We start from the raw sequence: 14,062 nt of genomic DNA, 5'->3' as shown, positions 1-14,062 counted from the left end.
TCGTTTGCCTGCGTTGAACGCTCTCGACACCATGCGCGCCCTGGCCAGCCAGGGCGAGGTGCTGGACGTACCGGCCGGTGAGCCAATCTTCAGCTCGGGAGAAACCGGCGACTGCATGTTCGGCGTACTCGAAGGCAGCGTCGAACTGAGCTGGAATGATGACGGCGGCCAGGAGATCATTCAGGCTGGTGATGTGTTCGGAGCCGGCGCCCTGGTGACCCCGGAACACCGGCGCTACGGCAACGCGAAGGCTCTCAGCGATTGCAAGGTGCTGGTGATGAACCGCGAGAAGTTCCTGTTCGCCGTTCAGGAATCGCCGATGTTTGCGATCGAACTCCTCGGCTCGATCGACAAGCGCCTGCGGCAGCTCAAAGACTGCACCAAATTCAGCTAACCCCGCTGGAACAACAGCCGCTTGATCACGCGCTGGGCAATGTCGCCGTAGCCCATCTCTCCGGAGAGGATCTGGGCGATGCGCTGGGGAGCTGTCGGCCGCTTGATCCCGATCTGATAGCCCACCTTGGGCACGCGGTAAAACACCTGAGCGATGCGCCGTCCCCAGGCCATCGACTCCCCCCATTGCTGCCGCATCGCCAGGCTGTAGCCCGCCAGGGCCTCCCCGGCCTGGCGTGTGTCATCGGCCGCGAGGTAGCGATCAAGGGCTTCGGCGCTGCGCAGACCGCTGAGCAGGGCTGGCCTCAGCCCCTCCGCCAGGAAGGGATCGCAAAGGGAAGCAGCATCACCCACTGCCACGGCACCGGCCGTGTTGTGCAGGGGATAGTGGCCATCCCACACCCGTAGCGGCGATTGGATCCGTTCGCCGGCGTCGGTGGCCAGGCCGAGGCTCGGCAATAGCTGAGCGAGCACGGCATCAGCATCAACATCCGTGTTGCCGATGAAGCTGCCCACGCCAATGCTGTAGCCACCCTGCCGAGGGAAAGCCCAGCAGAAGCCGTGCTTCACCAGTCCGAATTCAAAGCGGGCGGTGTTGGGCTCAGACACCGCAGCCTCCACCTCCACCGCCACGGCGCTGGCAAAACGGGGTTTGGGGTTGCCCAGAGCAAGTTGGCTAGCGAAGCGGGACTTGGAGCCATCGGCCACCACCACGGCACGACTGCAGTAGCGATGGCCGCCTGCCGTCACCGTCCAACCATCGCCGTCTCGTTCCATCGTCTCCACCGAGGCGGCATCGACCAGCTCGGCACCGGCAGCCACGGCTTGCTCAGCAATGAACTGATCGAGGCGTGATCGCTGCACGATCCAGAATGGAGAGTCGCCAGGCAGCACGGCTGTCACCGGATCATCGAGGCACCAGGTGAAGCGCACCTGCTCGATCACCTGATCCACCGCCGGGCTGAGATCGAACGGAAACCAGCGCTGAACAGACGCCGCCATCCCACCACCACAGGGTTTGCGGCGGGGCATGGATTGGGCCTCCAGGATCAGCACCCGATGGCCCCGTGCCGCCAAGTGATAAGCCGAGGCAGCACCAGCGGCGCCAGCACCGACCACGATCACGTCATGCATGTGAGCTGAGCTCACACTTTGAGGATGTCGGCTTCCTTCTCAGCCAGCAGCTTCTCGATCTCAGCGATGAACTTATCGGTGAGCTTTTGCACCTTCTCTTGTTCGTCGCGGCTCTGATCTTCGGAGAACTCACCCTCTTTCTCTTGCTTCTTCACCTTGTCGATGGCATCGCGGCGAATGTTGCGCAGCGCCACCTTGCCCTCTTCGGCGTACTTCGCGGCGAGCTTGCAGAGATCCTTCCGGCGATCTTCGGTGAGGGGCGGGATGTTGATCCGGATCACCTTGCCGTCGTTGTTGCAGGTGAGGCCCAGATCGCTCATCGAGATCGCCTTCTCGATCAAGCCGAGGGATCCGCCGTCAAACGGCTGCAGCTGGATCGTGGAGGAATCGGGCGTGCTGATCGTGGCCAGCGACTTCAGCGGCGTGTCAGCGCCGTAGTACTCCACCTGGATCTTGTCGAGCAGGGAGGCGTTGGCCCGGCCGGTGCGGATGGTGTTGAAGGTGCGCTGGGTGGAATCCACCGACTTGCGCATGCTGGCTTCGAGTTCCATGGGAGCTAACGGTGGGAGCTGACGGAGAGAAGAGGGCTCAGGCCGAAGGAAGGATGCTGGTGCCGATCGGCTCACCACGCACCGCCCGGCCGATGTTGCCGGCGCCGAACAGATCAAACACCACGATGGGGATGGCGTTGTCCTTGCAGAGGGCGATGGCGGTGCTGTCCATCACCTCGAGCTCACCGCTGAGCACATCAAGGAACGAGAGGCTCTCGTAACGCACGGCATCGGCGTGCTTGTTGGGGTCCTTGTCGTAAACGCCATCCACCTTGGTGGCCTTGAACACCACATCGGCGCCGATCTCGGCGGCGCGCAGGGCAGCGGTGGTGTCGGTGGTGAAGAAGGGGTTCCCGGTGCCGGCGGCGAAAATCACCACCCGCCCCTTTTCCATGTGGCGAATGGCCTTACGGCGGATGTACGGCTCCGCCACCTCCTGCATCGAAATAGCGCTCTGCACCCGGGTGGGGATGCCGGCCCGCTCGAGGCCGTCTTGGAGGGTGATGGCGTTCATCACCGTGGCGAGCATGCCCACGTAGTCGGCCGTGGCGCGATCCATGCCAGCCGCGGAACCCTTAAGGCCGCGGAAGATATTGCCGCCACCCACCACGATGGCCAGCTGGGTGCCATCGGCAACCACCGCCGCCACATCCTTGGCGATGGCATTCACGATGGCCGGATCGATGCCGTAGCCCTGCTCGCCCATCAGGGCTTCGCCACTGAGCTTGAGCAACACGCGCTGATAGGCCATCCGTTCGCGCTTGCACGTCAGTTGGCCGAACAGTAGCAAGCGTGAGATCCCTTGCCGAGCCAGGCCGCTGGCGCTTCGATGGGGCAACGGCTCAGCGGTGATGGCAGGCGCTTCACGACCCCATTCCCAGCCCGAGGCCCAGCCGCCGCGCCACTCCGGCGTGATGGCACGCCTCACCCTCTCGGCGGTGGAACAGCTGGTGGCGGAACCGGGCGGCTGGCGCGAACCGATGGTGCACCGGGCCTTGCTGGTGAGTGGCCTGTCGGTGTTGCTCAGCAGCCTGGCGCTCCTTCAAGAGCAGCACGGCGCTTGATCGCTGGCTGGCTCAGGCTGGCCTCACTTGGCGCCGACAACCCAGCCGACCTGCGCAACTCAAACCCCGAATCCATTCATGAGCACCCAAGGTTTTGTACAGCGTGTACAGAACCAAGGGGTCTTGGCGTCGGCATCCCCGCTAGGTGCTCGGCACCCCAATGGGCGCGATCCTCGGCGACGCCAGCCTTCGCAAGACGCCCTGGGTTCCGAAGCCGCGGGCCTTCAGAACTCGATACCGGCCTGGGCCTTCACGCCCTGCTCGCGGAAGGGATGGCGCAGCAATTTCATCTCGGTCACCAGATCAGCGCGCTCCAGCAGGCCCGCTGGGGCACCGCGGCCAGTGAGGGCCACGTGGGTGAGCGGCGGGCGCAGGGCCAGGCCCTCGAGCACCTGCTCGAGCTGGAGGTAGCCGAGCTTGAGCGCCACATTCACTTCATCCAGCACCACAAGCTTGCGATCGGAGGCAGCGAGGTAATCGAGGGAACGCTGCCAGGCCTGCTGCACCAGCTCGCGGTCACGCTCACGGTCCTGGGTTTCCCAGGTGAAGCCCTCACCGAGGGCATGCCAGTGCAGAGCCTCGCCGAACAGCTCCAGCGCCTTGGCCTCACCCGGCTGCCAGCCACCTTTGATGAACTGCACCACCGCCACCTGCTCGCCGTGACCGAGGGTGCGGAGCACCAGACCAAGGGCTGCGGTGGTTTTGCCTTTTCCATCGCCGGTGAACACCAGCACCAGCCCCTTCTCGAGGTTGCGCTCCCCCACCCGCTGCTGCTGCACCTCCTTGCGGCGGGCCATGCGGCGGCGATAGGCATCGGCGCTGGCTTCCGGTGCCAGATCGCCACCCATTCCCAGCTCGGCCGCAGCCTGATCCAGCGTGGACTCCGCGGCGTGATCGGGCTGCTCAGGGGGCACGGTGCTGCAGCGAATGAACGGCAGCACTCTGGCAACAGACGGCGGGTTCAGGCGGCCCGGGCGCGGGCCAAGGCTGTGTCCACGGCCTGCTGCTGGTCGCGCCGGGTGATCCAGTGGTGGTAGGTGCGGGTGTGGATCGCCACGGAGTGGCCCATCATCCGGGCCGCCACCGTGTCGGGCAGGCCGATGTGAATGGTGCGCACCGCCCAGGCATGGCGCAGGTCGTAGGGGGTGAGGGGCAGGTCGTAGCGGCGAAACTGTTCAGCCACGCGGCGACCCACCTGCTGGAGGGTGGTGCGGCGCAGGTCGGTGCACACCGGCGGCAACAGGCTGCGGGCTTCACCGAGGCGCGGGAGCTCGAAGCGCTCCACCCATTCGGGCTGGAACGGCCACACCTGGTGCTCGCCGGTTTTGCTGGTGGGCAGCACCCGGATCACGCGATCGCCGCCTGGGGCCAGGGCGGAAAGATCGGTGAAAAACACCTCGTGATTGCGCAACCCGTAGGTGGCCATCAGGCCATAGGCCAACCGCCAACCGGGGTTCGGGATCTGCTCGATCCACTCCAGAATCTGGTGATCGCTTGGGAGCTGGCGGAACTGGGCCGCATGCAGACCGTAACCACCGGCGCGATCGGCCCAATCCGGCGGCAACGGAATCTGTTCCTCGCGGGCCAGAGCGGCCAGGGCGGTGCCGCACTGCTGACGGCCCCGGCTGGCCAGCGGGTAGCTCTCCAGCACGGCCAGGAGTAAGTCTTCGCTTAAGGGGAGCTCCCGACTCGCAGCCTGCTCCTGCAACCGGCGCAGATAGGGCAGATAGGCGCTGGTCCACGTGGTGCGGCTGCCGGCGGGATTGCGGCGCCGGCGGGGATCGCCGAAGAACTGCTGCTCAAACCGCTCCACAGCAGCGGTGGCATCGATGCCCGTGGCAGCTGACACCGCTTGGGCTGCGCTCGAGCGGGCTGAGGCTGCAGGCGCCACACACCAATGGCTCCAGGCAAAGCTCTGCTGCTGAAGCTGCTGCACCACCCGGCGCAGCGCCTGGCGGGCTTGCTCCAGCCCGGCCGGATCGGCAGGCACACCCAAGCTGATGCGCTGCACCCGCAGCTGGCCGCTTCCCTGGCGGCAGGGCAGCGGCCCCCGCAGGGAGATGCGCTGCCCGCGCCGCTCCAGCCGCAGGCTCACGCCGCTGGCAGCCAGCTGGGCGTTGTGCTCGCGGATCGGCCCGTCGAGGGGATGGGGCGGTGAGGCGGCGGCCGTCATGGCGCGGACCCTATCGAGACCGCCGCGCTACGGCCAGTGGTGCCCAAACGTGAACCAGCAGAAGGCCAGCAGCGTTACGCTCGCCGACACATTCACCTGAACACCGCTGGGCATGGCCAAGGTCGGCGTGCTGTTGCTGAACCTCGGCGGTCCTGAGCGCATTCAGGACGTTGGGCCGTTCCTCTACAACTTGTTCGCCGACCCGGAGATCATCCGGTTGCCGAACCCGGCCCTGCAGAAACCGCTGGCCTGGCTGATCAGCACCCTGCGGGCCGGCAAATCCCAGGCGGCCTACCGCTCGATCGGTGGCGGCTCCCCCCTGCGGCGGATCACCGAGCAGCAGGCCCGCGAACTGCAAAGCAACCTGCGTCAGCGCGGCATCGAAGCCACCAGCTACGTGGCGATGCGCTACTGGCATCCGTTCACCGAATCCGCCGTGGCCGACATCAAGGCCGATGGCGTGGATGAAGTGGTGGTGCTGCCGCTCTATCCCCACTTCTCGATCAGCACCAGCGGATCGAGCTTCCGCGAGCTCCAGCGGCTGCGCCAGGCCGATTCAGCCTTTGCCCGCCTACCGATCCGCTGCATCCGCAGCTACTACAACGACCCCGGCTACATCGGCGCCATGGCGGAGCTGATCGCCAAGGAGATCCAGGCCTGCCCCGACCCCAGCACGGCCCACGTGTTCTTCAGCGCCCACGGCGTGCCCAAGAGCTACGTGGAGGAAGCGGGCGATCCCTACCAACAGGAGATCGAGGCCTGCGCCGGCCTGATCATGGATCGCCTTGAGCAACAACTGGGCCACCGCAATCCCTTCACGCTGGCTTACCAGAGCCGGGTGGGTCCGGTGGAGTGGCTCAAGCCCTACACCGACGACGCCCTGCATGAACTCGGCGAGCAGGGTGTGAAAGACCTGGTAGTGGTGCCGATCAGCTTCGTGAGCGAGCACATCGAAACGCTCGAAGAGATCGACATCGAATACCGGGAGATCGCCACCGAAGCCGGGATCACCAACTTCCGCCGCGTGCCGGCGCTCGACACCACGCCCTCCTTCATTGAGGGGCTGGCCAACCTGGTGCAGCACGCCCTCGAAGGCCCCGAGGTGAACCTCGATCAGGCCGCAGCCCTCCCCACCAAAGTGAAGCTCTACCCGCAGGACAAGTGGGCTTGGGGCTGGAACAACAGCTCCGAGGTGTGGAACGGCCGCTTGGCAATGCTCGGCTTCTCCGCTTTCCTGCTGGAGCTGCTCAGCGGCCGTGGCCCGCTTCACTCCCTGGGATTGCTGTAAGGCCGCAGGCGCGGCGCTGGCGATGGGCGGGCTGCTTGCGGGCACGGCCCTGGCCGATAGCCGCTGGCGCCAGGGCGTGTTTCCTGTCGCCGTGTTTTCGGGCTACACCAGCCATTTCGGCCAGCGCATCGGCCCTTCGGGAAGCCTCGAGCCCCATCACGGCCTCGATATCGCAGCTCCGCTCGGCTCACCGATCCGCAACTGGTGGGGCGGCGTGGTGAAAGAGGTGATTGATGACGGGCGCTGCGGGTTGGGGCTGGTGATCCAATCAGGCCCCTACGAGCATCTCTACTGCCACCTCAGCGGCAGCGTGCAGAACGGCACCTATCGCAGCGGGCCGGTAGCCCTACGCACTGGCAGCCGGGTGAACAGTGGCGCCCTGATCGGCCATGTGGGCGTGAGCGGCCGGAGCACGGGACCGCATCTGCACTGGGGCGTGCGCTACGGCGGGCGCTGGCTCAACCCGGCGGCCATCTTGCGAGCGATGGCGACGGCCCGCGGTCAGGGGCGCTGAACGAGCACGCCCAATCCCCGGGCCAGCCCTTAGGGTTGGGTCAAGATCGAGTGCTGCCAGCTGCCGTCGTGACCGTTACGTCTGTCTCGCCAACGGCCGCCGCCGCCGGTGATTCCCCCGACCAGGCCTACCCGCAGCGGGTGAATGGCGGCTATGCCCTGATGGACTCCCTGCGCCGCCACGGCGTGGAGCACATCTTTGGTTATCCCGGCGGGGCGATCCTGCCCATCTACGACGAGCTGCACAAAGCCGAGAGCCGCGGCTGGCTGAAGCACATCCTGGTGCGGCACGAACAGGGCGGCACCCATGCCGCTGATGCCTACGCCCGCGCCACCGGCAAGGTGGGCGTGTGCTTCGGCACCTCCGGCCCCGGTGCCACCAACCTGGTGACCGGCATTGCCACCGCCCACATGGACTCGGTGCCCATGGTGGTGATCACGGGCCAGGTGCCCCGGGCCGCCATCGGCACCGACGCCTTCCAGGAAACCGACATCTTCGGCATCACCCTGCCGATCGTGAAGCACTCCTGGGTGGTGCGCGACCCGCGCGACATCGGCCGGATCGTGGCCGAAGCCTTCCTGATCGCCGCCAGCGGCCGGCCCGGCCCGGTGCTGATCGATGTGCCCAAGGATGTGGGCGTTGAAGAGTTCGACTACACCCCGGTGGAGCCCGGCAGCGCGATGCCCGCCGGCTTCAAGGCCACCCCTGCCCCCGAGGCCTCAGCCATTGATGCGGCCCTGGCCCTGATCCGCCAGGCCCGCCGGCCCCTGCTCTACGTGGGCGGCGGCGCCATCAGCTGCGGCGCCCACCAGCAGGTGCATCAGCTGGCGGAGCGCTTCCGCCTGCCCGTCACCACCACCTTGATGGGCAAGGGTGCCTTCGATGAGCAGCACCCCCTGGCAGTCGGCATGCTCGGCATGCACGGCACGGCCTACGCCAACTTCGCCGTCACCGAGTGCGATCTGCTGATCGCTGCCGGTGCCCGCTTCGACGATCGCGTCACCGGCCGCCTCGATGGCTTCGCGCCCCGGGCCCAGGTGATCCACATCGACATCGACGCCGCTGAGCTCGGCAAGACCCGCACCCCCGATGTGCCGGTGGTGGCCGATGTGAAGGCCGCGCTCGAGGCGCTGCTCTCCGCCAGCAGCGGCGAAGATTCGGCCGGCCGCACCGAAGCCTGGCTGGAGCGCATCAACAGCTGGAAGCAGCACTACCCGCTGGTGGTGCCCGCTCCCGAAGGCGACATCGCTCCCCAGGAAGTGGTGGCGATGCTGCAGGAGCTGGCGCCCAAGGCCTACATCACCACCGATGTGGGGCAGCACCAGATGTGGGCTGCCCAGTTCCTGCACACAGGCCCGCGCCGCTGGATCAGCTCCGCTGGCCTCGGCACCATGGGCTTCGGCATGCCCGCTGCCATGGGCGTGCAGACCGCATTCCCCCATGAGCAGGTGATCTGCGTCGCCGGCGACGCCAGCATCCTGATGAACATCCAGGAGCTCGGCACCCTCAGCCAATACAACCTGGCCGTGAAAGTTGTGGTGCTCAACAACGGCTGGCAGGGCATGGTGCGCCAGTGGCAAGAGAGCTTCTACGGCGAGCGCTACTCCGCCTCCGAGATGATCGGCGGCATGCCCAACTTCCCGCAGGTGGCCGAGGGCTTCGGCGTGAAGGGCGTGCGGATCAGTGAGCGCGCCAACCTCCGCCAGCAGCTGTCGGAGGCCCTGGCCCATCCCGGCCCGGCCTTCATTGAGGTGCAGGTGCGCCGCAATGAGAACTGCTATCCGATGGTGCCCCCCGGTGCCAGCAATGCCCAGATGGTGGGCCTGCCCTCCCATCCCGAGCTGGCCATCGACACCAGCCGCGAGTGCCACAGCTGCCACCACACCACCTCCAGCTCCAGCCTCTACTGCCCCAACTGCGGCACCAAGCTCTGATGCGGCGCTGGTGGCTGGCAGCCCTCTTCGCACTGGTGCTCCTGTTCGGAGCCGCTGGGGCCGAGGCGGCTGAGGTGTTGCAGGTGCGCAGCGGCACGCTGCTTCAAGTGGGCGATCACAACCGCACCTACACGGTTGAACTCGCTTGCGTAGCCATCCCCGAGGGAGGCAACCCAGCGGCAACCGAATGGCTGCGAGCCGCTCTGCCGCGCCGCACCAAGGTGAACCTGAGGCCCGTGGGCAACGATGGCGGCACCCTTGTGGCCCGCGTGCAGCGGCTGGGATCGGCCGACGCCGCTATCGGTTCGGATCTCGGTTCAGGTTTGATCGCGGCCGGCCTGGCCAGCCCCAAGCCCAGCTGCTGATTCCCCATGAGCATCAACCGAACCGCCAAAGGGATCGTGCTGGTGCCCTGCCTCCTGCTCGGTGCTGCCTTTCTGGCCGCAGCGGTGTGGGGTGATCAGGCGGCAGCTGCCAACCAGCGGCTGGCACTGATCCTGGGGGGTGCCTTGATGGGGGGAGGCCTGCTCGCCCAGCTCCTGCCAGAAGCGCCGCCAGAACGCGATCAGGCCCAAAATGAGCCGTAAGCCAGCGGGCTCGCCCGACTCAGTTCGCCGGCTTGCCCTTGGCCTGGTTTTCCTTCACCAGACGGAAGTATTCCGGGGTGGGGAAGATCGTGAAGGTGTCGTTAGGGGCGTTAATGATCTCGCGCAGTACGGCGGTGAGATCAGCCACCTGGGGCTTCAGCTTCTGACGCTCAGCCGGGGGCAGCTTGCCCAGGGCATTCTCCAGGTTTTCGTAGCTGAAGAAGAACACCCCACGGGGGCCTTCAGGCGTCTTGATCGTAAGGAAGGGCTTGGTGAAGAACACAGGCACATTCAGCCCCTCACGGATCTGCTGCTCGGTGAGCCCCTGCTCCTTGAGGATCTTCACGGCCTGAGCGCGATCCCCGTCGTTGCCAATAATCGGAGCCACCAGGGTTTTCTTCTGGTCCTTGAGCTGCTTGTTGAGCTCCACCACCCGCTCGTTCATCACGTTGAGAGGCAGCGCCACCACACCGGCCTTGAGGGTGGGGTTGCTCTTGTTCAAAGCAGCCAGCTGCTCGTTCGCTTTGGCACTCTCGAGGTAGAGCGGCAGCACCAGTTGCTCGTCGCGGGGGATCGGTAGGGGCACACCTTTGGAGTCGGTGAGCACGAACACCGGCACCACTTGCAGCTTCTTGATCGCATCCGCTTCTGGAATCGCCTGAGCAGGGGTGGGCGCCAGCGAGAACGCAGCCATCGCCAGGCCAGCGCTCAGCGCAACGGAGCCGAGCTTGCGGCCCAGGAGGTGGCGCATGGCGTTGCGGCGTGACTGCATGCGATCAACTGTTGAAAGGCTGAGCCTAGTCAGGGAAATCCACCTAGCTTTCAACGGCTGGACGGTGCCGGCCATGACCACTGCAGAACAGCGCACTGCGGTTGCCACCGCATCCAGCGTGGCTGGTCTGCGCCGCTTGGCTTGGCCTGCAGATTGGCGACGACAGCTGAGTTTGGTGGCAGGGATCACCGCTGCGCTGCTGGGTAGCCAGACCCTGGCTGCGAGCACCCCCATGCGCAGCGATGTGCGGCTGCTGCTGCCCAGTGAAGGATTGCTGGCGGGACTGGGCGATGGCCTGCGGCGGGGCTACAGCGTGGCGATGGAGGAAACCCGCAGCTGCGGCTTGCAGCCACCCAGCCTGCAGGTGGGCTGGCTGCCGCCCGGTGCCGATCCCCAGGCCCCCGTGGGCGCAGCCCCCCGCAGCCACCTGCTCGTGGCACCGCCCGCCGCCCCGCTGCCTGCCTACGGCCTGCTGGCCGAGCAGCAGCGGCTGAGCGTGCTGCTGCCCTTGCAAAGGGGGGTGTCTCTCGACGGCCTGCCGCAGCTGCGCGGCTCGGATCGGCTCTGGCCCCTGATGCCCGGCCGCAGTCTTGAGGCCGATCGCCTCGCCCAAGCCCTTTTGGCGGAGGGGATCAAACGGGTGATGGTGGTGCGCGATCGCAGCGCCGAGAGCAAGGCCCTCACCGATCGCTTCGTGGCCAGCTTTGCTAACGGCAAAGGCGATGTGATTGGGCCAACGGCTGCCCCGATCAGCGTGCCGGGCGACGACCCAGCCGCCATGGTGCAACTGGTGAGCGATGTGGATTGGACGCGCCCGCCGGCGCTGGTAGTGATCACCCAGCCCGGCAGTGCACTGGCACAAGCAGTGCGTGCTGCCAACTGGCCCGAAACCCTGCTGCTGGCTTGGAGCGCTCCGGTGGAGCAACCCCTAGCTGTGGAGCAGATCGGGGTGCACCCCTTGAGCCGCGGACCGGGCTGGACGTCGTTTGCTCAGCGGTTTGAGCAGCGCTGGGGCTACAAACCCGGCGTGGTGGAAAGCGCCGGCTATGACAGCGGCCTGATGAGCGCCCTGGCCTCCGTGCAGGCCGGTGGCCGCAACGGTTGGGATCTGCAGTGGTTCAGCGCCAATGCCAAACCGCAGCCGTTATGCACAGCGCTGAAACTGAGGGCTGAGGGGGCGAAGGTTCGGCCCCAGGCCGCCAGCAGCCAGTTCGATCTCAGCCCCGCTGTGCCGCCATCGGCGCAACTGCAGCTGAGCCGTGGCTGAGCTGGTTCTGCCGCTGGAGGCCGCCAGCCTCGAGGCCATCGGCGAGGTGGGGGGCAAGAACGCCTCCCTCGGGGAGATGATCCGCCAGCTCTCCGGGCAGGGTGTGCGGGTACCCGGAGGCTTTGCCACCACAGCCACGGCCTACCGCCACTTCATCGAGGCAGGCGGGCTGCAGCAGCAGCTGCACACCATCCTCGATGGCCTCGACGGCCACGACATTGCTGCGCTGCAGGCCGCCGGTGCCGCAGCCCGGGCCCTGCTGCTGGCCGCGCCCCTGCCCAACGATCTCGAGCAGGCGATCCTCAACGCGTACAGGCAGCTCGGTGCACCGGCGGTAGCGGTGCGCTCCAGTGCTACCGCGGAAGACCTGCCGGATGCCTCTTTCGCCGGCCAGCAGGAGACCTACCTGAATGTGGAGGGCGAACAGGCGCTGTTGGCGGCCTGCCGGCGTTGCTTCGCCTCCCTGTTCACAGACCGGGCCATCTCCTACCGCCAGATCAACGGCTTTGATCACTTCGAGGTGGCCCTCTCGATCGGCGTGCAGCGCATGGTGCGCTCCGATCTGGCCTGCTCCGGCGTGATGTTCAGCATCGACACCGAAACCGGCTTCCGCAACGCCGTGCTGCTCACCGCCGCCTACGGGCTGGGCGAAAACGTGGTGCAGGGGGCGGTGAACCCCGATGAGGTTCTGATCTTCAAACCCACCCTGGAGCAGGGCTTCGCGCCGATCGTGAGCCGTCGGCTCGGCAGCAAAGCGATCCGGATGGTGTACGGCGAGCACGGCTCCACCTGCAACGTGGAGGTACCGCTGGCGGAGCGCAACCGCTATGCCCTGACCGACAGCGAGGCCTTGCAACTGGCGCGCTGGGCCTGCCTGATCGAGCGGCATTACAGCGAACGCCGCGGCCAGCCCACCCCAATGGATATCGAATGGGCGAAAGACGGCAGCAGCGGCGAGCTGTACATCCTCCAGGCACGGCCTGAAACGGTTGAATCACGCCGCAGCACCACACTGCTGCGCAGCTGGCAGCTCGAACCCCACAACGCTGAACTGCTCTGCACGGGCCGAGCCATCGGGGCCTCGGTGAGCAGTGGGCGGGCCCGCATCCTGCGCCACCCGTCCGAAATCCAGCGGTTCGAACCGGGGGATCTGCTGGTGACGGAGCGCACCGATCCCGACTGGGAGCCGATCCTCAAGCGTGCCAGCGGCGTGATCACCAACCAGGGCGGCCGCACCTGCCACGCCGCAATCATCGCCCGCGAGATGGGGATCACCGCAATCGTGGGCGCCGGCGACGCCACGGAACGCATCGCCGACGGCACGGTGATCACCGCCAGCTGCTGTGAGGGCGATGAAGGCCGGGTGTATCGCGGAGCTCTTCCCTTCCGAGTGGAGGAGAGCGACATCGGCGAGCTCCCCCCCACGCGCACGCGCATCCTGATGAACGTGGGCAACCCGGAGGAGGCCTTCAGCCAGGCCGCGATCCCCTGCGATGGCGTGGGGCTGGCACGGCTGGAGTTTGTGATCGCCAACCACATCCGCGTGCATCCGATGGCGCTGCTGCAGCCCGATCGGCTCCGCGACCCCGCCGAACGCCAGGCGATCGCCGCCCTCACCGCCGGCTACGAACAGCCCGCCGACTACTACGTGGATTTACTGGCCCAGGGCATGGGACGGCTGGCCGCCGCCTTCCATCCCAGGCCGGTGATCCTGCGCTTCTCCGATTTCAAGAGCAACGAATACGCCAAGTTGCTGGGGGGCAGCAGCTTCGAGCCCAGCGAGGAGAACCCAATGATCGGCTGGCGGGGCGCCTCCCGCTACTACGCCGAGGGCTTCCGCGAGGCCTTCGCCCTGGAGTGCCGAGCCCTCAAACGGGTGCGGGAGGTAATGGGGCTCACAAACGTGATCCCGATGGTGCCCTTCTGCCGCACCCCCGAGGAGGGGGATCGGGTGCTGTCCGAGATGGCGCGCGAAGGGCTGGTGCGCGGCAACAACGGCCTGGAGGTGTATGTGATGTGCGAGTTGCCCAGCAATGTGATCGCCGCTGAGGCCTTCGCCGAACGCTTCGATGGCTTCTCGATCGGCTCCAACGACCTCACCCAGCTCACCCTGGGGCTCGATCGCGATTCAGCCCTGGTGGCTGATCTCTTCGATGAACGCAACGCCGCGGTGGTGGAGCTGATCCGTATCGCGATCCGCACCGCCAAACGCTGCGGCCGCAAGATCGGCATCTGCGGCCAGGCGCCGAGCGATCACCCGGAGTTCGCCGAGCTGCTGGTGCGCGAAGGCATCGATTCGATCAGCCTCAACCCCGACGCCGTGCTCAAGACACGGTTGAAGGTGGCTGCGATCGAGGCCGAGCTCAACCGCAGCTGAACCGAACG

At 66.6% G+C, this 14,062-nt stretch carries 15 protein-coding genes; 9 read left to right on the top strand and 6 right to left on the bottom strand.

Features of this window, described 5'->3' with window-relative positions; translation table 11 throughout:
- The first annotated feature begins 13 nt into the window (after positions 1 to 13).
- Positions 14 to 394, top strand: a complete 381-nt coding sequence (locus H9532_RS14135) for a Crp/Fnr family transcriptional regulator (protein ID WP_296369661.1) — start codon at positions 14 to 16, stop codon at positions 392 to 394.
- Here H9532_RS14135 and H9532_RS14130 read toward each other — a convergent pair.
- Genes H9532_RS14130 through pyrH form a run of 3 tightly spaced genes read right to left on the bottom strand, consistent with a single transcriptional unit; the run spans position 391 to position 2,829 of the window.
- On the bottom strand, positions 391 to 1,527 hold the full coding sequence (locus H9532_RS14130) for an NAD(P)/FAD-dependent oxidoreductase (RefSeq protein WP_296369659.1): 1,137 nt from the start codon (positions 1,525 to 1,527) through the stop codon (positions 391 to 393). The two genes, H9532_RS14135 and H9532_RS14130, sit on opposite strands and share 4 nt — an antisense overlap.
- 11 nt (positions 1,528 to 1,538) lie before the next feature.
- Positions 1,539 to 2,078, bottom strand: coding sequence for a ribosome recycling factor (gene frr / locus H9532_RS14125; protein WP_296369657.1), 540 nt, complete (start codon positions 2,076 to 2,078; stop codon positions 1,539 to 1,541).
- A 37-nt stretch (positions 2,079 to 2,115) separates the two neighbouring features.
- Positions 2,116 to 2,829 carry a UMP kinase gene (pyrH, locus tag H9532_RS14120; RefSeq protein WP_296369655.1) on the bottom strand — a complete coding sequence of 238 codons (714 nt, stop codon included), beginning with the start codon at positions 2,827 to 2,829 and terminating at the stop codon, positions 2,116 to 2,118.
- Positions 2,830 to 2,929: 100 nt separating this feature from the next.
- Between pyrH and H9532_RS14115 the strand changes: the two genes are divergently transcribed.
- Entirely contained in the window at positions 2,930 to 3,142 is a 213-nt protein-coding gene (locus H9532_RS14115; protein WP_296369653.1) for a hypothetical protein, read from the top strand.
- A 224-nt stretch (positions 3,143 to 3,366) separates the two neighbouring features.
- On the opposite strand, the gene cobO is transcribed toward H9532_RS14115, so the two are convergent.
- Together cobO and H9532_RS14105 are read right to left on the bottom strand one after the other, a co-directional pair.
- Positions 3,367 to 3,990, bottom strand: a complete 624-nt coding sequence (cobO, locus tag H9532_RS14110) for a cob(I)yrinic acid a,c-diamide adenosyltransferase (RefSeq protein WP_296369881.1) — start codon at positions 3,988 to 3,990, stop codon at positions 3,367 to 3,369.
- Positions 3,991 to 4,103: 113 nt separating this feature from the next.
- On the bottom strand, positions 4,104 to 5,315 hold the full coding sequence (locus H9532_RS14105) for a site-specific integrase (protein ID WP_296369650.1): 1,212 nt from the start codon (positions 5,313 to 5,315) through the stop codon (positions 4,104 to 4,106).
- A 112-nt stretch (positions 5,316 to 5,427) separates the two neighbouring features.
- On the opposite strand from H9532_RS14105, the gene hemH reads away from it, so the two are divergent.
- The 5 genes from hemH (at position 5,428) to H9532_RS14080 (ending at position 9,638) form a co-directional block, all read left to right on the top strand.
- A complete protein-coding gene (hemH, locus tag H9532_RS14100) occupies positions 5,428 to 6,603 on the top strand; it encodes a ferrochelatase (protein ID WP_296369647.1) in 1,176 nt (391 codons plus the stop codon).
- On the top strand, positions 6,572 to 7,117 hold the full coding sequence (locus tag H9532_RS14095; RefSeq protein WP_296369645.1) for a M23 family metallopeptidase: 546 nt from the start codon (positions 6,572 to 6,574) through the stop codon (positions 7,115 to 7,117). Before hemH ends, H9532_RS14095 begins: the two co-directional genes overlap by 32 nt.
- 140 nt (positions 7,118 to 7,257) lie before the next feature.
- Positions 7,258 to 9,051: a biosynthetic-type acetolactate synthase large subunit gene (gene ilvB, locus H9532_RS14090; protein WP_296369879.1), complete on the top strand. Its 1,794-nt coding sequence runs from the start codon at positions 7,258 to 7,260 to the stop codon at positions 9,049 to 9,051.
- Positions 9,051 to 9,416, top strand: a complete 366-nt coding sequence (locus H9532_RS14085) for a nuclease (protein WP_296369643.1) — start codon at positions 9,051 to 9,053, stop codon at positions 9,414 to 9,416. Before ilvB ends, H9532_RS14085 begins: the two co-directional genes overlap by 1 nt.
- Before the next feature lie 6 nt (positions 9,417 to 9,422).
- Positions 9,423 to 9,638, top strand: a complete 216-nt coding sequence (locus tag H9532_RS14080) for a GIVxVP protein (protein ID WP_296369641.1) — start codon at positions 9,423 to 9,425, stop codon at positions 9,636 to 9,638.
- A 19-nt stretch (positions 9,639 to 9,657) separates the two neighbouring features.
- Here H9532_RS14080 and H9532_RS14075 read toward each other — a convergent pair whose 3' ends face one another.
- The gene (locus tag H9532_RS14075) at positions 9,658 to 10,410 is read right to left on the bottom strand and encodes a Tic22 family protein (protein WP_296369639.1); all 753 of its coding nucleotides are present in this window, start codon (positions 10,408 to 10,410) and stop codon (positions 9,658 to 9,660) included.
- Positions 10,411 to 10,483: 73 nt separating this feature from the next.
- Between H9532_RS14075 and H9532_RS14070 the strand changes: the two genes are divergently transcribed.
- Positions 10,484 to 11,677 (top strand): ABC transporter substrate-binding protein, encoded by a 1,194-nt coding sequence (locus H9532_RS14070; protein ID WP_296369637.1) that lies wholly within the window; start codon positions 10,484 to 10,486, stop codon positions 11,675 to 11,677.
- A complete protein-coding gene (ppsA, locus tag H9532_RS14065; RefSeq protein ID WP_296369634.1) occupies positions 11,670 to 14,054 on the top strand; it encodes a phosphoenolpyruvate synthase in 2,385 nt (794 codons plus the stop codon). The genes H9532_RS14070 and ppsA overlap by 8 nt, the downstream gene beginning before the upstream one ends.
- Positions 14,055 to 14,062 lie beyond the last annotated feature (8 nt).

It is taken from the genome of Vulcanococcus sp. Clear-D1, from assembly GCF_014654725.1.
Taxonomy (GTDB): domain Bacteria; phylum Cyanobacteriota; class Cyanobacteriia; order PCC-6307; family Cyanobiaceae; genus Vulcanococcus.
This window is presented reverse-complemented; position numbering and strand designations above follow the sequence as displayed.

Coding starts and splice junctions, on each gene's coding strand:
- cobO (WP_296369881.1), bottom strand. CDS start 3,990: ATGGGTGGCGATCTGGCACCGGAAGCCAGCGCCGATGCCTATCGCCGC.
- hemH (WP_296369647.1), top strand. CDS start 5,428: ATGGCCAAGGTCGGCGTGCTGTTGCTGAACCTCGGCGGTCCTGAGCGC.
- H9532_RS14080 (WP_296369641.1), top strand. CDS start 9,423: ATGAGCATCAACCGAACCGCCAAAGGGATCGTGCTGGTGCCCTGCCTC.
- H9532_RS14115 (WP_296369653.1), top strand. CDS start 2,930: ATGGCAGGCGCTTCACGACCCCATTCCCAGCCCGAGGCCCAGCCGCCG.
- H9532_RS14075 (WP_296369639.1), bottom strand. CDS start 10,410: ATGCAGTCACGCCGCAACGCCATGCGCCACCTCCTGGGCCGCAAGCTC.
- pyrH (WP_296369655.1), bottom strand. CDS start 2,829: ATGGCCTATCAGCGCGTGTTGCTCAAGCTCAGTGGCGAAGCCCTGATG.
- H9532_RS14105 (WP_296369650.1), bottom strand. CDS start 5,315: ATGACGGCCGCCGCCTCACCGCCCCATCCCCTCGACGGGCCGATCCGC.
- H9532_RS14130 (WP_296369659.1), bottom strand. CDS start 1,527: ATGCATGACGTGATCGTGGTCGGTGCTGGCGCCGCTGGTGCTGCCTCG.
- H9532_RS14085 (WP_296369643.1), top strand. CDS start 9,051: ATGCGGCGCTGGTGGCTGGCAGCCCTCTTCGCACTGGTGCTCCTGTTC.
- H9532_RS14070 (WP_296369637.1), top strand. CDS start 10,484: ATGACCACTGCAGAACAGCGCACTGCGGTTGCCACCGCATCCAGCGTG.
- frr (WP_296369657.1), bottom strand. CDS start 2,078: ATGGAACTCGAAGCCAGCATGCGCAAGTCGGTGGATTCCACCCAGCGC.